This window comes from Agrobacterium sp. 22117 (assembly GCF_052045735.1).
GTDB classification, from domain to species: domain Bacteria; phylum Pseudomonadota; class Alphaproteobacteria; order Rhizobiales; family Rhizobiaceae; genus Agrobacterium; species Agrobacterium cavarae.
This window is the reverse complement of sequence record NZ_JBQEPP010000004.1, coordinates 292,353-318,347: the sequence shown is the minus strand read 5'-3', so window position 1 is coordinate 318,347 and position 25,995 is coordinate 292,353. Positions and strand designations below refer to the sequence as shown.

General features: G+C 57.6%; 23 protein-coding genes and 2 tRNA genes. 11 read left to right on the top strand and 14 right to left on the bottom strand.

All coding sequences use genetic code 11. The features are described from left to right. Positions 1 to 7 precede the first annotated feature (7 nt). The 3 genes from nrdI to nrdF are packed head-to-tail and all read left to right on the top strand — an operon-like array spanning position 8 to position 3,556. Positions 8 to 406: a class Ib ribonucleoside-diphosphate reductase assembly flavoprotein NrdI gene (nrdI, locus tag ACTJKV_RS13470; RefSeq protein ID WP_111847317.1), complete on the top strand. Its 399-nt coding sequence runs from the start codon at positions 8 to 10 to the stop codon at positions 404 to 406. After that, a complete protein-coding gene (gene nrdE, locus ACTJKV_RS13465; RefSeq protein WP_111847316.1) occupies positions 394 to 2,550 on the top strand; it encodes a class 1b ribonucleoside-diphosphate reductase subunit alpha in 2,157 nt (718 codons plus the stop codon). Before nrdI ends, nrdE begins: the two co-directional genes overlap by 13 nt. 16 nt (positions 2,551 to 2,566) lie before the next feature. Further along, positions 2,567 to 3,556 (top strand): class 1b ribonucleoside-diphosphate reductase subunit beta, encoded by a 990-nt coding sequence (gene nrdF / locus ACTJKV_RS13460; protein ID WP_111847315.1) that lies wholly within the window; start codon positions 2,567 to 2,569, stop codon positions 3,554 to 3,556. Positions 3,557 to 3,802: 246 nt separating this feature from the next. Here the strand turns inward: nrdF and ACTJKV_RS13455 are convergent, their stop codons facing one another. From ACTJKV_RS13455 to ACTJKV_RS13430, 6 genes are all read right to left on the bottom strand, one after another. Then, positions 3,803 to 5,155 carry an alpha-glucosidase/alpha-galactosidase gene (locus ACTJKV_RS13455; RefSeq protein ID WP_111847314.1) on the bottom strand — a complete coding sequence of 451 codons (1,353 nt, stop codon included), beginning with the start codon at positions 5,153 to 5,155 and terminating at the stop codon, positions 3,803 to 3,805. A gap of 21 nt (positions 5,156 to 5,176) precedes the next feature. Next, complete coding sequence (locus ACTJKV_RS13450; protein WP_111847313.1) at positions 5,177 to 6,832, bottom strand: ABC transporter ATP-binding protein; 1,656 nt, start codon at positions 6,830 to 6,832, stop codon at positions 5,177 to 5,179. A gap of 18 nt (positions 6,833 to 6,850) precedes the next feature. Then, positions 6,851 to 7,972, bottom strand: a complete 1,122-nt coding sequence (locus tag ACTJKV_RS13445; protein WP_111847312.1) for an ABC transporter permease — start codon at positions 7,970 to 7,972, stop codon at positions 6,851 to 6,853. 2 nt (positions 7,973 to 7,974) lie between these two features. After that, positions 7,975 to 8,979 carry an ABC transporter permease gene (locus ACTJKV_RS13440; RefSeq protein ID WP_062423691.1) on the bottom strand — a complete coding sequence of 335 codons (1,005 nt, stop codon included), beginning with the start codon at positions 8,977 to 8,979 and terminating at the stop codon, positions 7,975 to 7,977. 219 nt (positions 8,980 to 9,198) lie between these two features. After that, positions 9,199 to 11,280 carry an ABC transporter substrate-binding protein gene (locus tag ACTJKV_RS13435; protein WP_113226610.1) on the bottom strand — a complete coding sequence of 694 codons (2,082 nt, stop codon included), beginning with the start codon at positions 11,278 to 11,280 and terminating at the stop codon, positions 9,199 to 9,201. Between the two features lie 113 nt (positions 11,281 to 11,393). After that, positions 11,394 to 12,848 (bottom strand): alpha-glucosidase/alpha-galactosidase, encoded by a 1,455-nt coding sequence (locus ACTJKV_RS13430; RefSeq protein ID WP_113226609.1) that lies wholly within the window; start codon positions 12,846 to 12,848, stop codon positions 11,394 to 11,396. A gap of 197 nt (positions 12,849 to 13,045) precedes the next feature. Between ACTJKV_RS13430 and ACTJKV_RS13425 the strand changes: the two genes are divergently transcribed. Together ACTJKV_RS13425 and ACTJKV_RS13420 are read left to right on the top strand one after the other, a co-directional pair. After that, positions 13,046 to 13,933 carry an AraC family transcriptional regulator gene (locus ACTJKV_RS13425; protein WP_113226608.1) on the top strand — a complete coding sequence of 296 codons (888 nt, stop codon included), beginning with the start codon at positions 13,046 to 13,048 and terminating at the stop codon, positions 13,931 to 13,933. Positions 13,934 to 14,075: 142 nt separating this feature from the next. Next, complete coding sequence (locus tag ACTJKV_RS13420; protein ID WP_113226607.1) at positions 14,076 to 14,315, top strand: EAL domain-containing protein; 240 nt, start codon at positions 14,076 to 14,078, stop codon at positions 14,313 to 14,315. 32 nt (positions 14,316 to 14,347) lie between these two features. On the opposite strand, the gene ACTJKV_RS13415 is transcribed toward ACTJKV_RS13420, so the two are convergent. From ACTJKV_RS13415 to ACTJKV_RS13405, 3 genes are all read right to left on the bottom strand, one after another. After that, entirely contained in the window at positions 14,348 to 15,406 is a 1,059-nt protein-coding gene (locus tag ACTJKV_RS13415; protein ID WP_440598852.1) for a D-alanyl-D-alanine carboxypeptidase family protein, read from the bottom strand. A gap of 137 nt (positions 15,407 to 15,543) precedes the next feature. Further along, positions 15,544 to 15,618 (bottom strand) — tRNA-Gly (locus tag ACTJKV_RS13410). Positions 15,619 to 15,835: 217 nt separating this feature from the next. Further along, positions 15,836 to 15,910 (bottom strand) — tRNA-Gly (locus ACTJKV_RS13405). 254 nt (positions 15,911 to 16,164) lie between these two features. Here ACTJKV_RS13405 and ACTJKV_RS13400 point away from each other — a divergent pair. The 6 genes from ACTJKV_RS13400 to ACTJKV_RS13375 all read left to right on the top strand — a co-directional run bounded on the left by ACTJKV_RS13400 (position 16,165) and on the right by ACTJKV_RS13375 (position 21,790). Further along, entirely contained in the window at positions 16,165 to 16,677 is a 513-nt protein-coding gene (locus ACTJKV_RS13400) for a prolyl-tRNA synthetase associated domain-containing protein (RefSeq protein ID WP_440598981.1), read from the top strand. 55 nt (positions 16,678 to 16,732) lie between these two features. After that, entirely contained in the window at positions 16,733 to 17,701 is a 969-nt protein-coding gene (trxA, locus tag ACTJKV_RS13395; protein ID WP_440598851.1) for a thioredoxin, read from the top strand. A 75-nt stretch (positions 17,702 to 17,776) separates the two neighbouring features. Beyond that, the gene (locus ACTJKV_RS13390) at positions 17,777 to 18,448 is read left to right on the top strand and encodes an LON peptidase substrate-binding domain-containing protein (protein WP_162693867.1); all 672 of its coding nucleotides are present in this window, start codon (positions 17,777 to 17,779) and stop codon (positions 18,446 to 18,448) included. A 9-nt stretch (positions 18,449 to 18,457) separates the two neighbouring features. Beyond that, on the top strand, positions 18,458 to 18,646 hold the full coding sequence (locus ACTJKV_RS13385) for a Trm112 family protein (protein ID WP_027674673.1): 189 nt from the start codon (positions 18,458 to 18,460) through the stop codon (positions 18,644 to 18,646). A 151-nt stretch (positions 18,647 to 18,797) separates the two neighbouring features. After that, complete coding sequence (locus ACTJKV_RS13380; RefSeq protein WP_113326129.1) at positions 18,798 to 18,977, top strand: hypothetical protein; 180 nt, start codon at positions 18,798 to 18,800, stop codon at positions 18,975 to 18,977. 305 nt (positions 18,978 to 19,282) lie between these two features. Beyond that, entirely contained in the window at positions 19,283 to 21,790 is a 2,508-nt protein-coding gene (locus ACTJKV_RS13375; protein WP_440598850.1) for a methyl-accepting chemotaxis protein, read from the top strand. 34 nt (positions 21,791 to 21,824) lie between these two features. On the opposite strand, the gene ACTJKV_RS13370 is transcribed toward ACTJKV_RS13375, so the two are convergent. From ACTJKV_RS13370 to ACTJKV_RS13350, 5 genes are all read right to left on the bottom strand, one after another. Beyond that, positions 21,825 to 22,352: an N-acetyltransferase family protein gene (locus tag ACTJKV_RS13370; protein ID WP_440598980.1), complete on the bottom strand. Its 528-nt coding sequence runs from the start codon at positions 22,350 to 22,352 to the stop codon at positions 21,825 to 21,827. Positions 22,353 to 22,363: 11 nt separating this feature from the next. Beyond that, complete coding sequence (locus tag ACTJKV_RS13365) at positions 22,364 to 22,945, bottom strand: helix-turn-helix domain-containing protein (protein WP_440598849.1); 582 nt, start codon at positions 22,943 to 22,945, stop codon at positions 22,364 to 22,366. 87 nt (positions 22,946 to 23,032) lie between these two features. After that, the gene (locus tag ACTJKV_RS13360; RefSeq protein ID WP_062423681.1) at positions 23,033 to 24,136 is read right to left on the bottom strand and encodes a sn-glycerol-3-phosphate import ATP-binding protein UgpC; all 1,104 of its coding nucleotides are present in this window, start codon (positions 24,134 to 24,136) and stop codon (positions 23,033 to 23,035) included. Between the two features lie 12 nt (positions 24,137 to 24,148). Further along, complete coding sequence (gene ugpE / locus ACTJKV_RS13355; protein ID WP_062443839.1) at positions 24,149 to 24,991, bottom strand: sn-glycerol-3-phosphate ABC transporter permease UgpE; 843 nt, start codon at positions 24,989 to 24,991, stop codon at positions 24,149 to 24,151. An 11-nt stretch (positions 24,992 to 25,002) separates the two neighbouring features. Continuing rightward, entirely contained in the window at positions 25,003 to 25,974 is a 972-nt protein-coding gene (locus tag ACTJKV_RS13350; RefSeq protein ID WP_440598848.1) for an ABC transporter permease subunit, read from the bottom strand. Between the last annotated feature and the right edge of the window lie 21 nt (positions 25,975 to 25,995).

Here is a 25,995-nt window from a genome sequence, read left to right as displayed (position 1 = left end):
GCAGACTATGGCGGGGGAGATCGTCTACTTCTCGACGCGCTCGGAAAACACGCATCGCTTCGTGGCCAAGCTCGACACCCCCGCCCGCCGCATCCCGATCAGCGCTGCTGTGACTCTGCATGTTCCAAGCCCGTTCGTCCTCATCGTCCCGACCTATAGCGGCGAGAACGGCAAGGGCGCGGTTCCCAAACAGGTCATTCGCTTCCTCAACGATGCGAATAATCGAGCAAACCTTCGCGGCGTGATTGCTGCGGGCAATAGCAATTTCGGCGCGACCTTCGGGATCGCCGGCGACATCATCTCCGCCAAATGCGGCGTGCCCTATCTCTATCGCTTCGAGCTGATGGGGACGGGTGAGGACGTCGTCAATGTCAGACAGGGATTGGAACGATTTTGGACACGTTGACACTCGAGAGGCCCCTGAAGCAGTCGGACGCAGCAGTGCTGGATTACCATGCACTGAATGCGATGCTGAACCTTTACGATGAGGATGGCCGGATTCAGCTGGACAGGGACAGGCTGGCAGCGCGCCAGTACTTTCTTCAGCACGTGAACCAGAACACGGTGTTCTTTCACAATCTGCGCGAAAAGCTCGATTATCTTTTGAGTGAAGGCTATTACGAGCAGGTAGTGCTGGACCAGTACGCCTTCAACTTCGTCCGCGATCTCTTCGACCATGCCTATGCGAAGAAATTCCGCTTCCCGACATTCCTCGGGGCTTTCAAATACTACACGTCCTATACGCTGAAAACCTTCGACGGAAAACGGTATCTGGAGCGGTACGAGGACCGCGTCTGTATGGTGGCGCTGACGCTGGCGCGCGGCGACGAGACACTGGCGCGCGGCCTGGTGGATGAGATGATCTCCGGCCGCTTCCAGCCGGCAACTCCGACTTTTCTCAATGCGGGCAAGAAGCAGCGCGGAGAGCTCGTGTCATGCTTCCTGCTGCGCATGGAAGACAATATGGAGTCGATCGCCCGCGGCATCAACTCGGCATTGCAGCTCTCGAAGCGCGGCGGCGGGGTGGCCCTTTCACTGACCAATCTTCGTGAAGCCGGTGCGCCGATCAAACAGATCGAAAACCAGTCCTCCGGTGTCATTCCGGTGATGAAGCTCCTGGAGGATTCCTTCTCCTACGCCAACCAGCTTGGCGCGCGCCAGGGTGCAGGCGCCGTCTATCTCAATGCCCATCACCCCGACATCATGCGTTTCCTCGACACCAAGCGCGAAAATGCCGACGAGAAAATCCGCATCAAGACGCTGTCGCTCGGCGTCGTCGTTCCGGATATCACCTTCGAACTCGCCAAGAACAATGAGGATATGTACCTGTTCTCACCCTATGATGTGGAACGCATCTATGGCGTTGCCTTCAGCGAAATTTCGGTGACGGAAAAATACCGGGAGATGGTCGCCGACAGCCGGATCCGCAAAAAGAAGATAAAGGCGCGCGAGTTCTTTCAGGTGCTGGCCGAAATCCAGTTCGAAAGCGGCTATCCCTACATCATGTTCGAGGACACGGTGAACCGCGAGAACCCGATTGCTGGGCGCATCACCATGAGCAATCTCTGCTCGGAAATTCTTCAGGTCAGTGAAGCCAGCACCTATGAGGCCGACCTGTCCTATGAAACGACGGGGAAGGATATTTCCTGTAACCTTGGCTCGCTCAACATCGCAGCGGCGATGGATTCGGACGATTTCGGCAGGACGGTCGAGACCGCAATCCGCGCTTTGACGGCCGTCTCGGACATGAGCCATATCGCCTCCGTGCCATCCATCGCCAAGGGCAACGCAGAGAGCCACGCGATCGGCCTCGGCCAGATGAACCTGCATGGCTATCTGGCACGCGAGCGGATTTTCTATGGCTCCGAAGAAGGCGTGGATTTCACCAATATCTATTTCTACACGGTGACCTATCACGCACTGAAGGCTTCCAATCGCCTGGCAGTAGAGCGTGGTCAGCGCTTCAAGGGCTTCGAACAGTCCAAATATGCGAGCGGCGACTACTTCGACAAATACACGCAACAGGAATGGAAGCCGTCAACGCCGCGCGTTGCCGATCTGTTCGAAAGGGCCGGCATTCACATCCCGACACAGGAAGACTGGCTGGTACTCAAGCAGGCTGTGATGGAGGGTGGGCTGTACAATCAGAATCTCCAGGCGGTGCCGCCGACCGGCTCGATTTCCTATATCAACCACTCGACCTCCTCCATCCACCCGATCGTCTCGAAGATCGAAATCCGCAAGGAAGGCAAGATCGGCCGCGTCTATTATCCGGCTGCCTTCATGACCAACGACAATCTCGAATACTACCAGGACGCCTACGAGATCGGGCCTGAGAAGATCATCGATACCTATGCGGCCGCCACGCAGCACGTGGATCAGGGATTGTCGCTGACCCTGTTCTTCCGCGACACCGCCACGACACGCGATATCAACCGCGCCCAGATCTATGCCTGGAAGAAGGGCATCAAGACGATCTACTACATCCGCCTTCGCCAAATGGCGCTGACCGGCACGGAAGTGCAAGGTTGCGTCTCCTGCGCCCTCTGATCATTCGGTAACAACCATGAACATCCAACTGAAGACCACGGCGCCAAAGGCTGCCACCGCGATCCGCGCGATCAACTGGAACCGCCTTGAGGACGATAAGGACCTCGAGGTGTGGAACAGACTGACGGGCAATTTCTGGCTGCCGGAAAAGGTGCCGCTCTCCAACGACATCCCGTCCTGGGCAACGCTGAAGGCCGAAGAGCAGCAATTGACGATCCGCGTCTTCACCGGACTGACACTGCTCGACACGATCCAGAACGGCGTCGGGTCAGTCCGCCTGATGGAAGATGTGGCGACACCGCATGAAGAGGCGGTGCTTTCCAACATCTCCTTCATGGAGGCCGTGCATGCCCGCTCCTATTCGTCGATCTTCTCGACGCTGTGCTCTACGCCCGATGTGGACGATGCTTATCGATGGTCGGAAGAAAACGAGTTCCTCCAGCGCAAATCGTCCCTGATCCTGGAGCAATATGCCTCTGACGATCCATTGAAGAAAAAGGTAGCGTCTGTCTTCCTTGAAAGCTTCCTGTTCTATTCGGGCTTTTATCTGCCGATGTACTGGTCGAGCCGGGCCAAGCTCACCAATACGGCAGACATGATCCGCCTCATCATTCGCGACGAGGCGGTGCACGGGTACTATATCGGCTATAAGTTCCAGCGCGCGCTCGAACGGTTGCCAGAGGCGGCGCGCCAGGAGATCAAGGATTTCGCCTTTGATCTGCTGCTTGAGCTTTATGACAATGAAGCGCGATACACCGAAGCGCTTTACGACGGCGTCGGCCTGACCGAGGACGTCAAGAAGTTCCTGCACTACAATGCCAACAAGGCGCTGATGAATCTCGGCTACGAGGCACTGTTTCCGCCGGAGGCCTGCAAGGTCAATCCGGCCATCCTTTCGGCGCTGTCACCCAATGCCGACGAGAACCACGACTTCTTCTCCGGCTCCGGCTCTTCCTATGTCATCGGCAAAGCAGTCGCCACAGAGGATGAGGACTGGGATTTCTGAAGCGCCGCGCGTCCTTTGGAGCGCACGAAGGACGCCTTACCTATTTGAATCGACGCATCGGCCAGAAAATCGAGCCTGATTTTCTGGCCGATGCTGTAGGGTACAGTCAGTCCCGCAGCCTCAGGCATCTCCAATGTGCTTGAGAAAGTGCCTGAGACGTAGAGTAGTGGCGTGTCCCAACCGCGAACGATTGCGGCGATCATACTGGCGGCAAGTGTGAGAAAAGCGCCGCCAAGCCTTGTTGGATCAGCGTGCCTGTGTCCACTCCGGCAGCCAGTCGCGGTGGGCGACGAGAAGGTCATCCACCATCGACCAGATCTGATCGAGGTCGAGTTCCGCCGCCGTATGCGGATCCATCATCGCCGCGTGATAGATGTGCTCGCGGTTTTCGCTCATCATCGCCCGGACCGTCAGTTCCTGGACGTTGATGTTGGTGCGCATCAGCGCTGTCAGTTGCGGTGGCAATTCGCCGATAAAGGTTGGCTGCACGCCGTTATGGTCGACGAGGCAGGGCACTTCTGCGGCGCAGTTATAAGGCAATGAGGTGATGCAGCCATTGTTGCGCTGGTTTCCGTAGATTACCGAAGGCTCGCCGGTCCACACCGAGTTGATGATGGACGAGGCATATTCTTTCGATTGCTTGACCTCGATCTTGTCGGCCGAGCGATAGGCGGCCGCCTCACCCTTCCAGCGTTCGATCTGCTCGATACAGCGCTTCGGATATTCATCGAGCGGAATGCCGAATTTCTCGATCAGGTCCTCACGGCCTTCCTTGATGAAATAGGGCGTGTATTCCGCGAAGTGCTCGGAGCTTTCGGTGACGAAGTAACCGAGGCGCGTCAGCATCTCGTAGCGGACCTTGTTGGGGCAGCGTGGGTTCCAGCCGGGCTTCGGGGCACGGCCTTCGCGGTAGCCGCGCACCAGATCCGGGTAAAGGTTCTTGTAGCTGCCATCCGGCTGGCGGTGTTCGAATTCAAGGAAGAACGCCATGTGGTTGATGCCAGCGGAGCGGTAGCGAATTTCCTCGTAGGGAATATCAAGATCGAGCGCCAGTTCCATCGCCGTTCCCTGAACAGAGTGGCAGAGACCCACCTGGCGGATTGTCGGATATTTCTCCGCGATCGCCCAAGTGTTGATGGCCATGGGGTTCACATATTGCAGCATGATGGCGTTCGGGCAGACCGCCAGCATGTCCTCGCAAATCTTCCAGAGGTGCGGCACGGTGCGCAGACCACGCATGATGCCGCCCACACCAAGCGTATCGGCAATCGTCTGGCGCAGACCATATTTGCGCGGCACCTCGAAGTCGGTGACGGTACAAGGCTCATAGCCGCCGATCTGGAAGGCGACGACGACAAAATCGGCATCCGTCAGCGCCTTTCTTTGATCGGTGAAGGTTTCCGCCTTGGCGCTGACGCCGAGCGTCGAGATCAGCTTGTTGACGACGATGGCGCTCTCGTCCAGCCGCTGCTGGTTGATGTCCATCAGCGCAATGCGGGCGCCGGACAAAGCGGGGCGCTGCAACACGTCGCCGATGATATTTTTCATGAACACCGTGGACCCTGCCCCGATGAAAGCGATCTTGGGATTTCTTGTCATTTCTTTCTCCACTCTCGGAAATTATGCGATTTCGAACGCAGCCCGGACCAGCCGCTGCGTGTATTCGGTCTTGGGATTGGATAGGACTTCCTCGACGGACCCCTGCTCCACGATCTGCCCGCGCTGCATGACGATGACGCGGTGGCAAAGTGCCCGCACAACCTTCAGGTCGTGCGAGATGAAGAGGTAGCTCAAGCCCTTCTCATCCTGCAGCTTGCGCAAGAGATCGATGATCTGTGCCTGCACAGAGAGGTCGAGCGCCGATGTCGGCTCGTCGAGCAGCAGGAACTCGGGCTCCAGCGCGATCGCGCGTGCGATGGCGATACGCTGGCGTTGCCCGCCAGAGAACTCATGCGGAAAGCGATTGGTGACATTGTCGGGAAGTCCCGCATCTCTGAGAGCCGCTCGCACGCGATCCAGCCGCTCGGCGCTGTTGGCGCCGATATTATTGACGACCAGCCCCTCACCGATGATCTGGCCGACCGTCATGCGGGGATTGAGCGATGAAAACGGATCCTGAAACACCACCTGCATGCGTGAACGTAAGGGGCGCATGCCATCGCGATCCTTGTTGTGGATCGGCTGCTTGTCGAAGAAGATTTCCCCGCCCTCATTGCTGATCAGTCGTGTCAGTGCCTGCCCAAAGGTCGTCTTGCCGGAGCCGGATTCGCCGACGAGCCCGAGTGTTTCATGCCGCCTGAGGTCAAGCGACAGGCCATCCACCGCAACGAGATCGTGAAATACCGGGCGGAAAAAGCCGCCGCTGCGCAAACCAAACGATACCCGGACATTCTTGCCTTCGAGCAGGATGGGTTGGTCGTCCGACAGTGGCTTGGCTCGGCCGCGGGGCTCTGAGCCGAGAAGATGGCGCGTGTAAGGGTGTTGCGGCGCCTCGAAGAGCGCGGCTGTGGTATTGTGCTCCTGCAGCAGACCCTTCTGCATGACATAGACATAGTCGGAGAAGCGCCGCACCACCGTCAGATCATGCGTGATGAGGACGACGGCCATGCCGTGCTTTTGCTGCAAATCGCGCAGCAGATTGAGGATCTGCGCCTGCACGGTGACGTCGAGCGCGGTCGTCGGCTCATCGGCGATCAGCAGGTCCGGATTGTTGGCAAGCGCCATGGCAATCATCACGCGCTGGCGCTGTCCGCCGGATAGCTGGTGGGGATATTGATCGATCCTCAGTTCCGGATCCGGGATGCGCACTTCGGCCAGAAGCGCGATAGCCTGCTTGCGCGCCTCCGACTTGCTGACCCGGCGATGCGCGCGGATGGCTTCGGCAATCTGCGTGCCGATGGAGTAGAGCGGATTGAGCGAGCTCATCGGCTCCTGGAAGATCATCGATATCCGGCTGCCGCGTAGCAGGCGGCGTTTGTCGCGCGAATATTTCAGAATGTTTTCGCCGCGAAACTTCACCCGCGTATCGGGACTGACCGTGGCGCGCTTGGACAAGAGCCCCATGACCAGACGTGCCGTGACCGATTTTCCCGAACCGGATTCACCGACGATGGCAATCGTCTCGCCGCGGTATAGCTGGAACGAAATATCCTGAACGGCGGAGACTTGGCCATGCTCGGTCTTGAAGTTGACGCCGGCGTGGCGCACGTCGAGAAGCGGTTCGTCGGTATGAAGCGCTGCGTCGAGACGAAGTTCGGGGATGAGGTTTTGTGTCATCGTGATCTCTTTCTCGGCTCAATAGGGATCGATCGCATCGCGAAGACCATCGCCCAGCGCATTGAAGGCGAAGACAGTGACCAGCACGAAGCCGACAGGTGCGAGGATCCAGGGGTAGGAACCGATAACCGAATAATTGGCCGTATCCTGAAGCATCAAACCCCAGGAGATGAGCGGCGGCTTCACCGCAAAGCCAAGGAAGCCAAGGAAGGACTCCAGAAGCACGATCGTCGGAATGTTCAGCGTCACCGCCACGATCACATGGCTCATCACATTCGGGAAAATGTGCTGGAAGATGATGCGCCGGTCGGTTGCCCCGATTGCGATCGCCGCCTTCACATATTCGATGCGGGCAAGTGCGAGCGTCTTGCCACGCACTTCGCGCGACATCTGCGCCCAGCCGAGCGCCGACATGACGACGATGACGAAGCCGAGAAAGACATTGGTGGGTGCAGTAACCGGGATCAGCGATGTCAGCGCCAGATAAAGCGGCAGTTGCGGGAAGGCGAGCACGAGTTCGACAAATCGCTGCGTCCATGTGTCGAAGGCACCGCCAAGATAGCCGGAGACCATGCCGACGGTCGTGCCGATAGCGGTGACGATGGTGACGACGGTCAACGCAATCATCAGCGAGATGCGAGAGCCATAGATGGCGCGGGAGAGAATGTCGCGGCCGAGCTTATCCGTGCCGAGGAAGTGAATTGGCTTGCCATCCGTCGAGCCGAAGAAGTGGACTGTGGACGGAATGATGCCGAAGAGCTTGTATTCGAAGCCGGTCACGAAGAAGCCGAGGACCCGGGGGCTCTCATAGTCCGGTCCGCTGATGGGCTGGAACGTGATGGGATCGAGCTTTTCGGAATCGACGATCGGATAGACGCGGGGCATGACCAGATTGCCTTCCTGGTCATGGATCGAAATCGATTCCGGCGGCATGAAGGAGTCTTCCGACAGCATCGGATCGACGGGGGCTAGGAAGCCCGCGAAGACTGCCATGATGAGAAGAACGCAGACGAGCACGAGGCCAAGCATGCCGGTGAAGGATCGCCGGAAGCGGCGCCAAACCAGAGCCTGATAGCTTTCGTTGCCCGCTGTTGCAGTCGTTACGGTCGGCTCGATTGTGGTTTCGGCTGGAACCAACATGGTCACGCTCCTCCCAGTTTAATACGTGGATCAAGCGCTGCCAGCAGCATGTCGGCGATGATGTTGCCGACGATCAGTGTGGCGGCCAGCACCAGCATGAAGGTGGCTGTCACATAGACATCGCCCACATGCATGGAACCAACGATGGCTGGTCCGACGGTCGGCAGCGCGAAAATGATCGCCACCTCGATTTCGCCGGTCAGCATGTAGGGCAGAACCACGCCCTGATACATGATGAGCGGATGGAGCGCATTGGGCACGGCATGGCGCATGACGACGGCACTTTCACGCAGGCCCTTGGCCCGTGCCGTCTCGATATATTGCGCATTCAGCGTATCGAGCAGATTGCCGCGCATGACGCGCATATTGTAGGCAAGCCCGCCAAAGGTGGCGATGGCGACCACGGGCCAGACATGCTTCACCAGATCGACGAACTTGTCCCAGGACCAGGGAGCGCCGCCATAGCGGGGCGAGAAGAAGTTGCCGATTTCGCTGATGTTGAAGTGGAAGACCAGGAGATAGACCATGATCAGCGCCATCAGAAAGCGCGGAATGGTCATGCCGAGAAAGGCGATGCCGGAGAGGATCGTATCCACCCAGCTATATTGGCGTGTCGCGGCAAGAATACCGAAACTGATGCCGAGGATGGATGCCAGGATGTGGCAGACGAGCGCGAGGATCAGCGTGCGCGGCAGGCGTTCGGCAACAATCTCGCCGACCGGGCGGTTGTAGTACATGCTGTAGCCGAAATCGCCCTTCGACACCATGTTCCAGATCCAGTTGAAATACTGGATGACGAGCGGCTTATCGAGCCCGTGGGCAACGGCGTAGGCCTTGGCCTGAGCATCGGCCTGCTCGAAGGACGCGCCTCCGAGATTCATAAGCTGCGACCGGATATAATCTGCATAGTTGCCGGGCGGCGCCTGGATGATCGCAAATGTCACGATGCTCAGGATCAGAAGCAACGGTATTGCGGACAGAAGGCGAGTAACCAGAAACCTCAACATAAGAACTTCTCCTCGAGGGGACGGTGGTGGTCCGCGGCCTTAAAGCCGCCAAACCGCCACCACTTAGAGCGCCGTGCGTCCTGGAGGACGCACAAAGGACGCTCTAACTTTTTGAATCTACGCGTCGGGCTTTCCGAAAATCGGAATCGATTTTCGGGCCGATGCTGTAGGTTCCACGCCCCGCCTGATGCTGCGGGGCGCAGAGCCGGGAGGAAACGCTTACTTCTGCGGACCGTCACCGCCAGGCTTGCCTGGCAACGTGTCTTTGAAGAGCTGGTAATCACCCTGATCGGCTGCCGGAACATAGAGGCGTTCGCGGATGATCGAGTCTTCGGCCCAGTTGAACATGTAGATCGGCGCACCGTTCGGCACGTTCTTGAAGCGCTTGTTGATGATCAGAGCACCGGGATATTCCACGAGACCGACCGTGTTGACGTTGGTCGTGTAGATCTTCTGATACTGCTTGATCAGTTCGGCCTGCTCCTTCGGGTCGCTCGAGATGACGAACTTGTTGATCGTATTAGCCAGCTCCTTCTCGAATGGCATCAGGTCGAGCTCATTCTTGTTGTTGGCGCGGTGGAACCAGCTGGTGCGTGGACCGGTGGGAGCGAGCTGCGGCGTGTTCTGCACGACGGAAGCGAGTTCTGCCTGGGTGCGGTGTAGCGACCAGTCGAACTTGCCACCAAAGTTTGCCGCATCGCGATCCTTGCTGGCCTGGGCGTTCAGCACCACACGAATGCCGAGCTTCTGCATCTGAGCGATGACGCCTTCGCCAAGACTCTTGTCTGTCGTGTAGTCATTGCTGACGAGCATCGAGATTTCGACATCCTTGCCGCCGGCAGTCCCTGCCGGGAAGTTGACGATGCCATTGCCATCGGTGTCCTTCAGACCGGCTGCAGCAAGCTCCTTCTTGGCGCCTTCAAGATCGAAGGGATAGTAGAGGGTCGACTGACGATCGTAGAAGTTCGAGCCGGAAAGGATACCACCGGCATAGGTTGCGACGAACGGTCCCTTGACAAGAGAATCGCCCAATTCCTTGCGGTTGGTCGCCATGGTGATGGCTCGACGGAAGTGCTCATTCCGGTTCAGCTCGCGAATGGCCTGCTGGCGGGCATCCGGATCGCCCCAACCGTTGGCGGAGAAGTTCATCTCGATATTGTAGCCGATCAGGCGCGGTCCGAAGGCAAGTCTCGCGGGAGCGTCCTTCTGGGCGGAGCGCTTGAGCGACTCCACGAAGTTTTCCGGCTGCTCCAGGTTGGAAATGTCACCGGAGCCTGCAACTGCCTGGACGTCACGGTCGGCCCAGGTCGAGAGCTTGTAGTGCGTCTCGTCCAGGTAAGGGAGCTGGTTGCCCTTTTCGTCAACCTTCCAGTAATAGGGATTGCGGCGCATGACGATGATGTCGTCCGGGCGATACTCGACCGGGACCCACGCGCCCATTACCGGAAAGTTCATGTAGCTCGGCGGGAACGCGTTCTTGTACTGCTCGTAGGTGTTCTTCGAATACTTAGGATGCTGTGGCTTCAGCATATGGGCGGGGCCTGGGCAGAAGGTGCCATAAGCCATGTTGTAGATGAACTGCTTCGGAAACGCGTCCTTGAACGTCCACTCGATCGTGTACTTGTCGATGGCTTTCAGCGTCGTGCCGGCGCCGAAGGTCTCCTGGGTGGCACCGTTCAGCGGCGAGACGTTCGGATCGAGGACGTTATCGTCCCAGTAGAACATGACGTCATCGGAGGTGAAATCCTGGCCGTCGGACCACTTCGCACCCTCGATGAGCTTCATGGTCAGCTTGTGGCCGTCCTTGGACCATTCCCAGTTTTTTGCGAGGTTCGGCAGTGGCTGAAGGTCGTCCGCCTTGACCTGGAAGAGCGGGCCGGTGCGCGTCAGGCACTCGAAGAGACCGATATCGATGCCGCCCCATCCCTGGTTCTGACCGGCCCAATAGTTCCAGCCTTCCGGACGACCACCGATGACATGACGTAGCGTATCGCCATAAACGCCCACACCATCCGCCATGTTGCCGGTTTTGTAGACCATCGGCTCTTTCGGCAGGCGATCCTTGACGGGAGGCAACTTCTTTTGGTCGACGAACTGCTTCGTCACCCAGGAAGGCTCATGATATTCCGGCAGCGCCTTATATTCGAGGATGGCCGAGCCATCCACATATTGGACCTTGGTCTGCGCCGGAAAGTCCGGCGGCTGCGGCACGACGGTCAGTTCCGACGCCATGGCGCCATAGGCCAACGCGGACACGCCGACAAGAAGGGCGGCCGTTTTCACAAGATATCGGTTTGTCATCCTCACTCCCCTTTTTGAACAACGGGCAATACCCGCCGTGGCTCTTTGAACCGGGCCTCCCGCCCGGTCTTATCGACGGCCCTCCTCAGGGCCGTCTGATCTCTCTGCGGCGATCAGCTTGCCTGCTTGATGGCGCGCAGCTCCTCGACGGAGCGAACGGCGCGACGCGCTGACCCTTCCCAATCGCGGGTCTTGACCGTTGCGTTCTTCAAGCGCTCGCGCGCCGCTGGAACGGCATCGGCATATTGTGGCAGCCACTGGGCCTGCGCCACGACCATTTCGTCGACCATCTGCCAAACCTCTTCCGGCGTGGAGACCGCACCCACCAGCGGATCATGCAGCACGGCAAGCTTCAAGAGGTCGATATCGCCGGTCACCGCCGCATGCACCGACATGCGCTGAACATTGATGGACGCCATGCAGGTCGCCGCACAGGCTTCCGGCAAAGTGATCCCCGAGACCATGTTGATACCGAAGCGATCGACGAAGCCGGGCGACTCGATGATCGCATCCGAAGGTAGATTGCTGATGACACCATTGTTCTTGACGTTGAAGTGGCCACGATAGACGCGTCCGGTTTCCAGCGCCTCCAGAATATGGCTGGCATGTTCATTGGAGCGTTTGGCCGGATCGATCGGCTTGTCGGCAGCGGCCAGGAACTGCGGGAACTCGGTTTCGAACCAGTTGCGCGTTTCCGTCGAGTACCGGAGATAACCGCCGGTTTCGCCGTGGATCCAGTCCGACATGTCGATCCAGCGGGAGATTTCTTCCGGCCGCTTACGATACCATGGCAGATATTCCGACAGATGACCGTTGCTTTCGGTGGAATAGACGCCGAACCGCTTCAAGACGTCGATGCGAAGCTTTTCCTGCTGCGAGAAAACCGGATGGGCTTCAAAGGCAGAAGTCAGCTCCTCCTTGCCGATCTTGCGACCATTAAGGCGCAGGTCGACAAACCATGTCTGGTGATTGATACCGGAGCAGATGTAGTCGAGTTCGGAAAGCGATTTTGCGCCCAGAACTTCGGCAATCTGTTCGGCGCCATGCTGGACACCGTGGCAAAGACCGACAGTGTCGACCTTGCCATATTCGATGGCCGCCCATGTGTTCATTGCCATAGGGTTTGCGTAATTCAGGAACTTCGCATTCGGGGCAGCCACTTCGCGAATATCGCGGCAGAAATCGAGAATGACGGGAATATTGCGCTGGCCATAGAGAATGCCGCCTGCGCAGATCGTATCGCCAACACACTGGTCGATACCGTATTTGAGCGGAATGCGAATATCCTCGGCATAGGCTTCCAGACCACCGACGCGCACGCAGCTGATGATGTATTTGGCGCCTTCCAGCGCACGTTTACGATCCGTGTGCGCGGTGACCTTGACCTTGAGGCGGTTGGCTTCAACGATCTTGTCGAGAATGGCCTTGATCATATCGAGATTGTGCTGGCTGATATCCGTCAGCGCCACCTCGATATCGTGAAACTCCGGTACGCACAGAAGATCGGTAAAGAGCTTTTTTGTGAAGCCGACGCTCCCCGCCCCGATTATAGCGATTTTGAAACTCATAACGCCACCTCTTTTTCAAATGGAAAGGGTGAAACGGGCCAAAGGATTCTCGCGTCACAAAAACTCAGATGACCTTCCATCTTATTGGAAAATCAGAATTATTGACTATATCGTTTTTAAAAAATCCTGCTGGCTGTCTCCTCTGCGGGCGATTATGCGTATAAAGATGGTCAATGCCAGAGAAGGATTATGCTTTAATGGGTAATTTTGTGCTGCAAGATTTGATCGACCAAGGCCCTTGCATGCGCACCGTATCCCTGCCGCGCGGTCGCCAGACGCTTCATACGATGCCGACCAGCAGCGGGTACGAGATCCGCCGCGGCGGAAATTACGACTGGGATGGGCGAAAGCGTGGACAGACGCCGTTCACAGTCCTGCAATATTGCATCAGTGGTTCGGGCAATCTGCGCTACGACAATCGTCGCTACCTGGTGAAGCCCGGCGAGACGTTGCTGCTTCTTATTCCCCACAATCACCGTTACTGGTTGGAAGAAGGCCAGGAGTGGGAGTTTTTCTGGATCTCCATGAATGGCGAGGAGGCGCTGCGTATTCACCGCAACATCCTCGCCGTCACCGGCCCGATCCTCAAGTTGAAGACGCAGACGATCGATCAACTGGCGGAATGCTGCTCCCGTCTCGTCAACGGCGCGGAAACACCTGGGGCCGCCTCAGCGGTCGCCTATGAAGCCGCAATGACCCTTTATGATGATGTCTTTGGCTCTCACGCATCCTTCGGCGGCGAATACCGTACCATGCAACAGGTGCTGAGCTATATCGACGGACACCTTAACGAGCGCTTGTCAGTCAACGATCTGGCTGCCGTGGCTGGGCTCAGCCGAGCCCATTTCTCACGGATTTTCACAGCGAATGAAGGCGTTCCTCCAGCAGAGTTTGTACTGCAGCGGCGCCTTCGACGCGCAGCCAAGCTTTTGACCACGGCGGCGAATATTCCGATCAAGGAAGTCTCCGTCCTCTGCGGCTTTGACGACCCGAACTATTTCTCAAAGGTGTTTCGCAGGCTTTACGGCGCCAACCCAAGCGAATTTCGCACCAGCGGCATGTATCCAAGCGCGCCCCAGAAATAAAGCATGCCGTCGAAAAGAGAGATACTGCCATGCGGCGCCCTGGGCGCAGCCTCCACATGGCCGCTTTTAAACATATTTTTGAAATGACAAAGTTATGAAGTATTAACTTCCGTCGTAAGACGGGGTTTTAAACTTTTATCTTATCAGTCTCATCGACAGCGAGGCCAGTCAGACGATCGTCCGGTCGGTCAGCTTTCTGTCGCGCGATCTGTCACTCGATTGCGTCGTCGAAGGCGTGGAGACCGACGATCAGCTCAATATGCTGACCGAAATGGGCTGCAACCTGATCCAGGGCTACATCTGTTCCCGCCCGCTGAAAGCCATCGATGTTCAGCCCTTCCTGGACCAGCAGGTCCGGACGGATGTTGTGGCCGTCGGCTAACGAAGCCAAAGCATGGTGTAACTCAAGAGGTCTCAGTTCCGCGGTGCATTATTCTCGACCGGTCGCGGTGATGGCAACGGAACATCGGCGGCAGCGGCTTCATTCTGCCAGGTCGTGATGCGGTGAACGATGCCAGGTATTTCATCATTGAGATAGCTTGGCTGGCCGGGAAGCCCCATCGGATACATGGCCTCGCGCGACGCTTCATATTGAACGCTTTGATTGGTGCAAAGCCGCACTCTCATATCTTCCGGCTTGACCTCGGGCCTGTTGGCGATCGACTCCACGGTTCCGAAGCTCGGAGGCAGCCGCCCTTCAAAGCCCTCGTCCAGATATTTTGCAGAGCGTTCGTTGCGCTCGCGCTCGGTGGTCGCCCCCATCACCACCACCATGAGGCGGCGGTTGTCGCGCGTGGCGACGCCGACGAAGTTGCGCCCGGATGCGCAGAGGAACCCGGTCTTCATACCTGTGGTGCCGCGGTAGCGGGTGAGGAGCAAATTGTTGGATGGGATTTCCTTGCCGTTGATCGATACGGCAGAGACCTGGAAGAAGTTCTGGAACTGCGGGAACTGCTGTTCGATGGCGAGCCCCAGGATCGCGAGATCGCGTGCGGTGGTGTAGTTGTTCTTGTCGAACAATCCGTTCGGATTGGAAAAATGCGTCCCCGTCATGCCAAGGCGCCGGGCTGCTTCGTTCATCTTCTCAACGAAAGGTGCCTCGCCATGGCCCACCCGTTCCGCGACGGCCATCGCAACATCATTGGCTGAGGCGACGATCATGGCATAAAGAGCATCTTCCAGCGTCATCGCCTGACCTTGAGACAGACCGGACTCCAGAAACGCCTCGCTGACGGATTTCTTCGTCATGGTGACAGGCGTGGAGAGCGAAATCTCGCCATCACGCAAGGCCTCGAACGTCAGAAACGCCGTCATCAACTTGGTTGTCGACGCAGGATACCAGGGAACGCCGGCATCTTCCTGAACGAGCACCTGATGGGTATCGGCATCCAGCACGAGCACCGGAGTTGCGTTTGCAGCAATCGGCGCGGCAAACAAGGATCCCAACAAAACGGAGCCGATCAGTCTTTTCATCTTACTGCATATCCACTGTCTTGCAAAAGCGGTTCCCATATCAGCTAAACGATCCGGATGCCACCTGAGCAAAGATGGCCGAGCATGTGAGCTGATATGCAATAAAGACATATCGAAAGTTTTTGATTTTGAGAATTTGGAGCGGGCGAAGGGATTTGAACCCTCGACCCCAACCTTGGCAAGGTTGTGCTCTACCCCTGAGCTACACCCGCTCAAAGTCCGACGGTTCGGGGTAGATCGCTGAACCGCGGGTCGCCGTCATGCGGCAACGGGCGCTATATCGCTCAACCGACTTTCAAATGCAAGAGATAAATGCAGGGAGGGTGCGATATATCTTTCGCACGCCAGCGGCCAGCCGTTTGCGCCACAAACGCGGACTGCGCCGTGGTCTATGGCGAAGAAGGAGAATGAACATTGAAAAGAGAGATTTGGAGCGGGCGAAGGGATTTGAACCCTCGACCCCAACCTTGGCAAGGTTGTGCTCTACCCCTGAGCTACACCCGCTCAAAAATCCAACGGTTCGGGGTAGATCGCTGAACCGTGGGCGCCGTCTTGCGGCGACGGGCGCTATATCGCTCAACCGATTTTCAAATGCAACAGGGAAATGACGAAAACCCGGAGAAAAATTTGTGCCTCATCGCAAGCATCGGAAAAGGCTGATCTTTTGCGGGCTTCACGGCAGAATGGATTGCAAAAGCGGTGTGTCGGGCCTATTCACTTTGTCAAAGACAGACGAAATCCGGCAGAGGCACGCAGTGATGGTTGCAGAGCATTCCCCCAAGACGGCGCAGGATCTTTTCAGCTTTCTCGATGGCCTTGGCGTAAAACACACGACCACGCAGCATCAGCCGGTCTTCACAGTCGCTGAATCGGAATCCCTGCGCGATCTGATCCCGGGCGGCCACACGAAGAACCTTTTCGTCAAGGACAAGAAGGACCAGTATTTCGTTCTGACCGTCGAAGAAAACGCGACGGTGGACCTGAAGACGGTTCACAAGACCATCGATGCCGCCAGCAAGGTGTCCTTCGGCAAACCGGAAAAGATGCTGGAATATCTGGGCGTCGTTCCCGGTTCGGTCACCGTCTTCGGCGCGATCAACGATACCGACAATCAAGTGACCTTCGTGCTTGATAGCGAGTTGATGAAATCCGACCTGATCAATGGCCACCCGCTGACCAACGACGCGACGACGACGATCGGCCGTGACGATCTCGTGCGCTTCCTGGAGGCGACGGGGCACACGCCGCTGATCTTGAAAGTCACGGAATAAACCACGATCTGTGCGGTATGAGCGCACCGGCACGAGATGATATTGGAGACGAGATATGAGCGGAATGGATAACCCTTACGGAGCCTCGCTCGGAGGTCAGATGACGGGTTCGGCAAGCTTCGGCGGCGGACAATCCGGCGCTCAAGGCTCCTATATCAAGGATACGACGACCGCGAATTTCTCCAAGGACGTCATGGATGAATCGCGCCGGCAGCCGGTGCTGGTGGATTTCTGGGCGCCGTGGTGCGGCCCGTGCAAACAGCTGACGCCCGTTCTGGAAAAGGTGGTCAATGAAGCGGGCGGACGCGTCAAGCTGGTCAAACTGAACATTGACGAACATCCAGCCATCCCCGGACAGCTCGGCATTCAGTCCATCCCCGCGATCGTCGCATTCGTCGACGGCAGACCGGTCGATGGTTTCATGGGTGCCGTTCCGGAAAGCCAGATCCTGCAATTCATCGAGAAGCTCGCAGGACCGGCAGGCGATGATCAGGAGGCCGAAATCGGGGCGGCGCTCGCCGAGGCAAAACAGCTGCTGGAGGCCGGCGATTTCCAGAATGCCGCCCAGCTCTTCGGCGCCGTGATGCAGGCTGATCCTGAAAATGCCGCCGCTGTCGCCGGCATTGCCGAGTGCATGATCGCGGTCGGGCAATATGAGCGCGCCAGCGAGCTTCTGTCGGCCCTGTCGGAAGAACTTTCCAAGGACGCAGCCGTGCAGGCGGCGTCGAAAAAGCTGGCGCAGTTCGAAGAAGCCCGCAAGCTCGGCGATCCGTTGGCCTTGCAGCAAGCCCTACAATTGAACCCGGACGATCACGCATCAAGGCTGAAGCTCGCCAAAATCCTGAATGCGCAGGGCAAACGGGAAGAGGCCGTCGAAGAGTTACTGACCATCATGCGCAAGGATCGGACCTTTGAAGACGACGGCGCGCGCAAGCAGCTGGTGGAGTTTTTCGAGACCTGGGGTTTCAAGGATCCGGCCAGCATTTCCGGTCGCAGAAAGCTCTCCTCCATACTCTTTTCCTAAAACCGTCTTGCGCTTTGCCGACCCGCTCCTCATCTAGATTGGAGCGGGAACGATGAGACATAAGGAATCCCTCCGATGCATGTCGGAAATGCGAGATATCTGAAAGAAAGCGATCTACCCGAGACTATTCCCGTTTTTCCCTTGCCGGGCGCCTTGCTGCTGCCGGAAGGGCACCTGCCGCTGAACATCTTCGAGCCACGATATCTGGCGATGTTCGACGCGGCCATTGCGAGCCACCGACTAATCGGCATGGTCCAGCCCGCCCTGCAGGCTCTTGAAGCCGGAACCGAGGGTGGCGCACTGAGCCCCATCGGCTGCATCGGTCGCATCACCTCATTTTCCGAGACCGGCGACGGCCGCTACGTCGTGTCGTTGACAGGCGTCTGCCGCTTCAGGCTGCTGGAGGAGATCGAAGAAAAGACGCCTTACCGCGTGTTCAAGCAAGCTCCGTTCATTGCCGATCTCTCCGGTGAAGATGGGGAGGAAGATATCGATCGCGCCAATCTCTTGCGCATCTTCCGCAATTTCCTTGAATCGAACCAGTTGGAAGCGGATTGGGACAGCGTCGAGCGCGCGGGAAATCGTGTATTGGTCAATTCATTGTCGATGATGTCCCCCTTTGGACCGGCGGAAAAGCAGGCTCTCTTGGAGGCTCCTGATCTGAAATCCCGCGCGGACGCACTGATCGCCATCATGGAGATCGTGCTGGCTCAGGGCGGGGCAGAGGGTGGTGTCATCCTGCAATGAGCCACACCCATGGATGAAAAGCTGAGCAAGGTCGATCCGAAGCTTCTGGATCTTCTGGTCTGCCCTTTGACCAAGGGCAGGCTCACCTATGATCGAGAACATCACGAATTGATTTCCGAACGCGCCAAGCTGGCCTACCCGATTCGTGACGGCGTGCCGATCATGCTGATTTCGGAAGCGCGCAAGATCGAAGACTGACGACCTCAAGTCGCCCCCGTAGATAGACAGCACGCTTCCAAAAGACTCCGCGGCACACAGCACCCGCTTGCTTCACGCCTGGGAACCGGTATTCCCCCCACGCGTTCGATCTTTGACGACAATCGTCACATTGCGATGAGGAGTTCGAACGATGCAAGACAAAAACGCCCGCGAGGCGATCGAAGAAAAAAACGTGAAGACCGAGCGCAATGAAGATATTCCCGCTGCCGGTCCGCACGCGAAAAAGCATCTGACCGACAACAGCAAGACGCCAGGTGCCGGCTCCCTCCCAGACGAGGACGACAGCGAGGTCAACCCGGGAGCGGGCTAACCTCCAGGTAAAGTATTAGTATGGGTTCTGGCCGCAGCGATCACAAATTTTATGAACGTTGCGGCCATAACTGTGCTGGGTCAACAAGCGGGCTATCGCATCGGCTCGAAGACCGGGTACGAATTTCCAATATCGCGCACATTGCTCTGGTCGTCCATTTAATGGGCAGCCACTGACCGCTCATGGCACCAGCAAAAAATACGGTCTTTTTTTAACGCTTTTTCAAAGCTTGATTGCAAAAGTCTCCTCTGCCGGAAAACCGATAATAATCAACGGCATAATAATAATAGAGGCTCTGGGACAGCATGTTTATTGATAGAGTTCTGGCACGGTTTAAGATCCAGACAAAGGTTATTGTCTTCATTGCACCATTCATCCTTAGTATTCTTGCGGTTGGTCTCTCGGGTCTTTACACCTCAAAGCTGCTTCAAGGTCGCATGGATATTTCCAACACGACCCTGCAATCCTTGACCGGCTTCAAGCAGGTCTATGAAAGCATGACCTCGTTTCTTCACAACACCACCGAAGAGACGCGAAATACGCTTCATCATCAAATCGATGAGCAGATCACCTTTCTCAAGATGACGGGTGACGGAAGCGATCCGGCCATTCAGGACGCGATTAAAAGTACCTCGCTGATCGGCGTTCAGGTGGATGAGCTGTGGTCCTTTTACCAAAAAGAACAGGCGCTCAGATCGCAAATGAATGGCGATATGGCGGGCGTGACAAAAGAGCTTAATGGCCTTTTGGCAAACGCCACCAACATCCGCAGCACGCTCGAAACCGATGAGACGAAGGCCAAGGAGATGTTGCGCGAGGCCGACAGGCTGGTTCGCGGCGCGACACTGATCGCAACCGTCGTCACCGAATTCAACAAGCGTACAGTTCCGGAAGAAAAGATTGCGGTCATTCGCGATTCGATTGGCGGGCTTGAGGCTACGGCAAAGTCGCTCTCTGCCATCGCTAGTGCCGACCAGAAGCTGGTCATTGATCAGATTTCCGAAAATGTGAAGCAAATCCGCCAGCAGGTCGATGTCGGCGTCGTCAACGACATGACGGTCGGAACGATCGATCAGGCGATCAACATGATGCGCCCGGCAACCATCCGCCTTCAAGGATTTGCAACGGTAAAGTCGCGCCAGGCCACCGAGATGTTCGGACAGTTGGATGGCAAGATCGAGCCCGCCGTCAACTTCCTGACGATGGCGCGCCAGATCGGCGACGACGCAAAGAACATGCAGCTTGAAATGGCCGGCTTTGCCGCAGCCCCGACGAAAGACGGGTTGGAACGGTTTCGCGATATGGCCTTCCGTCTGAGCGTCTCTGCGGGTGCGGTGATGTCCGACAAGACGATGTCCGAAAGCGCCATCAAAAGCGCGACCCTGATCGATGCGCTGTCCACAAAGCTCGACAAGAATGCCACCGACCTTCTGACCATGTTCAACCAGCGCAAGGCTGCCTTCGCCAAGGCAACGGAAGAAATCGGCCATATTTGGGAGCAGCTGACAGGCTTTGCCGAATCCCAGCGTCTGGCGGCTGATAGCGAACGCAGCAAGGCTGACGGCATCTCTATCTCTGCCATGCTCACCGGCATCCTGATCGCGATTTTCGCCGGCATCGGTCTGGTCATGACCTTCAAGGGTCCGATCCTGACGATCGTCAGCGCCATGAAGCGTCTTGCCACCGGCGACGTCAACGTACCGCTCAACGGCAACACCCGTCATGACGAGATCGGCGACATGGCACGCGCATTGGAAGTCTTCAAGGAAAATGCCGCTCAACGCCTGCGCCTCGAAGCGCAGACGGAAGAGCAGCGCTCTGCCGCCGAAGCGGAGCGGCAGATGAACGAAGCGGAGCGCCGGGAACTCGACCGTCAGATCCAGTTTGCGGTGTCCGCACTGGGCGATGGCCTGGAACGGCTGTCTGCTGGGGATATTTCCACCATGATCGATACGCCCTTTACGGGACACCTGGAGGAGCTGCGTCTCAACTTCAACCAGTCCATGCAGCGGCTGCGCCAGACGATCGGCGGCATTCAGGACAATGTCGGAACGATCCGCGTCAACGTGCAACAGATGTCGGCCTCGACGCTTGATCTATCCCGGCGCACCGAGCGCCAGGCAGCCTCGCTGGAAGAAACCGCAGCAGCCGTGGATGAGGTCAACTCCAACATGCGCAATGCGGTGGAGCGCGCGCGCCAGGCCAACAGTATTGTCGACAATACGCGCCGCCACACAGACGAGTCCCTTGCTATCGTCAGAAACGCAATAGCGGCGATGGAGAGGATCGAGGCGGCTTCGCAGACGATCGGCAATATCATCGAGGTGATCGACTCCATCTCATTCCAGACCAATCTTCTGGCGCTCAATGCCGGCGTGGAAGCGGCCCGCGCGGGCGAAGCCGGCAAGGGCTTTGCAGTCGTTGCGCATGAAGTGCGGGAACTGGCGCAGCGTTCTGCCTCTGCCGCCAAGGAAATCCGCCAGCTGGTTGCCGTCTCGACGCAAGAGGTCTCGGCAGGCTCAAACCTCGTCAACCAGACCGGCGACTCCTTGGCGGAAATCGGCGTTCAGATTTCCAAGGTCAGTGATCAGGTGCACCAGATCACCCAGGCTACCCAGGATCAGGCGGTCGTACTGCAACAGATCAACGGCTCCGTCGGAGAAGTCGATGTGCTCACCCAGCAGAACGCCGCCATGGTGGAGGAGACGAGTGCAGCAACGCAGCAACTCAACACCGAGACAGACCAGTTGCTGCAATTGCTGCAGCAATTCCGCCTGACGAAGGACAGTGCTGCAACCCGTTACGCAGCCTGATTTTAAGAGAGCATGCCTTCTACAACAGGTCCGGTCATTCGGCCGGACCTATGCGTTTGTAGAAGAAGGTCGTGTCGCAGTAACGCCCATCGGGGAAGAGCGCGAAATCCGGGATGACGCCGGCGCGTTGCCACCCGAAGCGCGGATAGATGGCTTCGGCCTCGCTGCCTGTTGCCGTATCCAGCACGAGAAGCGTCCGACCAAGGCTTGCCGCCTCCGCTTCCACATGCGTCATCAGCCGGCGTGACAGACCAAGACCACGGGCTGTTCGATGGATCAGCAGCTTCATCACGTCGCCCCGGTGAGGCTGGTTGGGCTTGGTGGCAAGACCCACCTGAACCGTGCCAACCACTTTACCATCGCGCTCCGCCACCGCATGGAGTGTGGTGCCACGGCCCACCGCTTCTGCAACATCCTGCCAGAAGTTGCGCGCGTCGTCTGGTCCGAAGGGCAGCATGAAGCCGACAGAAGCTCCGCCATTGACGCAGTCCGACAGGACGTCGCAAAGATCCGGCAGGGCATTCAGTGTCTCCTGGCGGTCTAAAAGCCGGATGTTGATAATATTCTCTTCCATCATATGCGCTTTCTCTGGTCCAACACGACGGCATAGCGAGCGGGACTATCGGACGGATTGTGAAAAATGTGGCCCTCGCCAACGGGCATGAAGAGGCAGTCACCCGGCTCTAGCCGGTACGTTTCCTCGCCAAGCGTCATGTGGAGCACGCCCTCGAACAGCCAGACATATTGGGTCATGCCCTTGCTGGCCGGGTGGGGCGGGAAGCTGACGCGCGCGGATGCCGGCAACGAAACTTCGACGATGTCGACATCCGAGCCCGTACGGGGTGGCGAAATGGCGCGGCGGACATAACCGGTTTCCGGATCTTTCCACGTCGGCTGATCGCTTCGTTTTACCAAAGGTGATGGCGGCGCCTCGCCCTCGGCGAAAAACTGTGACAGCGAAAGGCCGAGTGCGGCGCAGATGCGCGCAAGCAATGATGCCGTAGGGCTCGCCTCGCCTCTTTCGATGCGGGATATCATGGCGCGGCTCACGCCGGACGCCGTCGCAAGTCCATCGAGCGTTAGTCCACTCTGTTTTCGCAGAAGCTTGAGCCTTGCGGCGATTACCGGTTCAAGCGGGTCACTTTGATTTTCCATGATAAGAGAATATTCGATCTTATAATGGAGTCAATGGACAAAAATGAAGCCGGGGCGCATCGCGCACTCCGGCTTCCTTACCGTTAATCAGACGCTTGCCCGTTCGACTTGCAGCTGCGCACTCTGCTCATTGAGCCTGACATCGATCCGCTTACCGGTGTCCTTGTCGAAGAAATGCAGCCTGCCGGGATTGATGGTGAGCGCGAAGATTTCCGGAAGCTCCAGTTCGGCGGAAAGCGACACCGTCAGCGGCTGATCGCCAACGACGCCATGCACCAGCCGCTGCGAGCCGAGCTCTTCGACATAATCGAGACGGAACGGCAAGGCTGGCTCATCACCATTTGCAATGCGCAAATCTTCCGCCCGTATGCCGACCGTCACCGGGCCGGAGGTCGGCGCAACACCATTCAATGACAAGACAGCAGGACCGATCGCCAGACGATCACCATGCAGTTCGCCAGACAGGAGGTTCATGGCTGGCGAGCCGATGAAGCTTGCGACAAAGGTGGAGGCAGGCGTGTGGTAGACATCGAGCGGCGCGCCGATCTGTTCGATGCGTCCCGCATTCAGAACCACGAGACGATCCGCCAGCGTCATGGCTTCCAACTGGTCATGTGTGACATAGATGGAGGTGGTGCCAAGGCGGCGTTGCAGCCGCTTGATCTCGCCGCGCATCGAGACGCGCAGCTTGGCATCGAGGTTGGACAGCGGCTCGTCGAAGAGGAAGGCCGCGGGCTTGCGCACAATGGCACGGCCCATGGCAACGCGCTGACGCTGACCACCGGAAAGCGCCCGTGGTTTGCGGTCCAGATAGGGCTCGAGCTGCAGCATGCGTGCGGCTTCCGCCACACGCGCATCGATCTCCGCCTTTGGCGTCTTGCGGTTCTTCAGACCATATTCGAGATTTTCGCGTACCGACATATGTGGGTAAAGCGCGTAATTCTGAAACACCATAGCGATGTCGCGCTCGGCAGGCTCCACGTCATTGACGATGCGATTGCCGATGCTGACGGTGCCCTCGGAGATTTCCTCCAGGCCAGCAACCATGCGCAGAAGCGTGGACTTGCCACAGCCGGAAGGGCCGACGAGCACGATGAACTCTCCATCCTTGATGGAGATATCCACATCATGAACGGCGCGCATGCCGTTGGAGTAATCCTTGCAGACCTGACTGATTTCGATCTCGGCCATTGTCGGTATCCTTTACTTATCGCTTTCGGTGAGGCCCTTGATGAACCAGCTCTGGAAGATGATGACGATCATCACCGGGGGCAGCATGGCGAGAACCGCAAGCGCGAAAGCCTCGTTATAATCGGGAAGTTGCGAACCGACCCAGACCTGTAGGATCGACTTGATGCCGCGCATCAGCGTGAAGAAGCTCTCATCATTGGTCATCAGCATGGGCCAGAGATACTGGTTCCAGCCATAGACGAACATGATGATGAAGATCGCTGCCACCATGGTGCGCGATAGTGGGATCAGCACGTCGATAAAAAACTTGATCGGCCCCGCACCATCGATGCGCGCCGCCTCCAGCAACTCGTCCGGCACGGATTTGAAGAACTGGCGGAAATAGAAGGTGCCGGTGGCAGAGGCCAGAAGCGGGACGATGAGGCCGGTATAGGAGTTCAAAAGCCCGAGTTTGCTCATCACCTCGTAGGACGGCATGATGCGCACTTCGAGCGGCAACAGCAGCGTGGTGAAAATGATCCAGAAGGCGAGCGTAGCGAAGCGGAAGCGGAAATAGACGATGGCGTAAGCCGCCATCATCGACAGCACGATCTTGCCGACGGCAAAGCCGATGCCGAGGATCAGCGAGTTCATCACCATGCTGAAGCCGGTCACCTGGCCGGTGAAGCCACCCTTTTGTGTCAGCACCTTCTCATAGGTCGCGACGAAATTATTGCCTGGCGTCAGAGCCAGTCCATTCATGTGGATTTCGGCTGCGGTATGCGTCGAGGTCATGAAGGCAACGATGACCGGCAGGACCAGAAACAGCGAGCCGATGATCAGCACCAGATGGTCGAGAGGCTTTGTCTTGTACATGGGTCAACACCTCAACCGTAATGGATGCGTTTTTCTAGAAAGCGGAACTGCATGACGGTCAGCACGAAGACCACGACCATCAGAATGACGGATTGCGCCGAGGAGCCGCCGATATCGTTTCCACGGAAACCATCGAGGAACACCTTGTAGACCAGCGTGATCGGATTGTTGGCCGCCTTGTCCTTCACCATCACATCGATGATGCCGAAGGTATCGAACAGGGCATAGGTGACGTTGATGATCAGCAGGAAGAAGGCGGTCGGCGCCAGAAGCGGCATGATGACGGTCCAGAACCGGCGAACGCCGGAACGGCAATCAAGATAGGCCGCCTCGCGCACCGAGACCGGCACACTCTGCAGGCCCGACAGGAAGAAGATGAAATTATACGGGATCTGCTTCCAGACGGAGACGAAGACCATGGCGAAAGCCGTGTCGAAGTAACTGACGCCCACCTGCATGTGCCAGCCGAAGAAGGAGGCGATCTTGACGAAAGGGCCGATATGCTGGTCGAAGAACATCATGCCGATCAGGCCCGCAACCGGCGGCGCGATCGCATAGACGGAGATCAGCAGCGTCTTGTAGGCCGAAGAACCGCGGATGACCGCGTCGGCCTTCACGGCCAGCAGCAGCCCTATGGCCAGAGAAAACACCGTGACGAGGATGGTGAATATGCCTGTAAACTTGGCGATGCTCAGATATTCGACGCTGAAAAGCGCATCTGAGTAATTCGAAAAGCCGACGAAGGTCGAGCCGAAGCCGAAGGGATCCTCGATATAGAAGGAGGACTGGACTGCCTGGACCGACGGCCAGTAGAAGAAGACGAAAATGACCAGAAGCTGGGGCGCGAGAAAGAGATAGGGCAGCAGCGAAGGGGAAAACTGGACGCGCTTGGCCGTTTCTGTCGCCACGACAGGCTTCTTCGCTTTCGCGGCAAGACCGGGAAGAACCTGTGTGGCGCTCGGTTGGGAGGGAACGTAGGTCACGTCCGCAAACCTTCCTTGGTT

Coding starts and splice junctions, on each gene's coding strand:
- nrdF (WP_111847315.1), top strand. CDS start 2,567: ATGAACATCCAACTGAAGACCACGGCGCCAAAGGCTGCCACCGCGATC.
- ACTJKV_RS13445 (WP_111847312.1), bottom strand. CDS start 7,972: ATGTTGGTTCCAGCCGAAACCACAATCGAGCCGACCGTAACGACTGCA.
- ACTJKV_RS13450 (WP_111847313.1), bottom strand. CDS start 6,832: ATGACACAAAACCTCATCCCCGAACTTCGTCTCGACGCAGCGCTTCAT.
- ACTJKV_RS13415 (WP_440598852.1), bottom strand. CDS start 15,406: ATGAAAAGACTGATCGGCTCCGTTTTGTTGGGATCCTTGTTTGCCGCG.
- ACTJKV_RS13360 (WP_062423681.1), bottom strand. CDS start 24,136: ATGGCCGAGATCGAAATCAGTCAGGTCTGCAAGGATTACTCCAACGGC.
- ACTJKV_RS13425 (WP_113226608.1), top strand. CDS start 13,046: ATGGGTAATTTTGTGCTGCAAGATTTGATCGACCAAGGCCCTTGCATG.
- trxA (WP_440598851.1), top strand. CDS start 16,733: ATGAGCGGAATGGATAACCCTTACGGAGCCTCGCTCGGAGGTCAGATG.
- ACTJKV_RS13440 (WP_062423691.1), bottom strand. CDS start 8,979: ATGTTGAGGTTTCTGGTTACTCGCCTTCTGTCCGCAATACCGTTGCTT.
- ACTJKV_RS13375 (WP_440598850.1), top strand. CDS start 19,283: ATGTTTATTGATAGAGTTCTGGCACGGTTTAAGATCCAGACAAAGGTT.
- ACTJKV_RS13400 (WP_440598981.1), top strand. CDS start 16,165: ATGGTTGCAGAGCATTCCCCCAAGACGGCGCAGGATCTTTTCAGCTTT.
- ACTJKV_RS13385 (WP_027674673.1), top strand. CDS start 18,458: ATGGATGAAAAGCTGAGCAAGGTCGATCCGAAGCTTCTGGATCTTCTG.
- ACTJKV_RS13380 (WP_113326129.1), top strand. CDS start 18,798: ATGCAAGACAAAAACGCCCGCGAGGCGATCGAAGAAAAAAACGTGAAG.
- ACTJKV_RS13365 (WP_440598849.1), bottom strand. CDS start 22,945: ATGGAAAATCAAAGTGACCCGCTTGAACCGGTAATCGCCGCAAGGCTC.
- nrdI (WP_111847317.1), top strand. CDS start 8: ATGGCGGGGGAGATCGTCTACTTCTCGACGCGCTCGGAAAACACGCAT.
- ACTJKV_RS13435 (WP_113226610.1), bottom strand. CDS start 11,280: ATGACAAACCGATATCTTGTGAAAACGGCCGCCCTTCTTGTCGGCGTG.
- ACTJKV_RS13430 (WP_113226609.1), bottom strand. CDS start 12,848: ATGAGTTTCAAAATCGCTATAATCGGGGCGGGGAGCGTCGGCTTCACA.
- ACTJKV_RS13390 (WP_162693867.1), top strand. CDS start 17,777: ATGCATGTCGGAAATGCGAGATATCTGAAAGAAAGCGATCTACCCGAG.
- ACTJKV_RS13455 (WP_111847314.1), bottom strand. CDS start 5,155: ATGACAAGAAATCCCAAGATCGCTTTCATCGGGGCAGGGTCCACGGTG.
- ugpE (WP_062443839.1), bottom strand. CDS start 24,991: ATGTACAAGACAAAGCCTCTCGACCATCTGGTGCTGATCATCGGCTCG.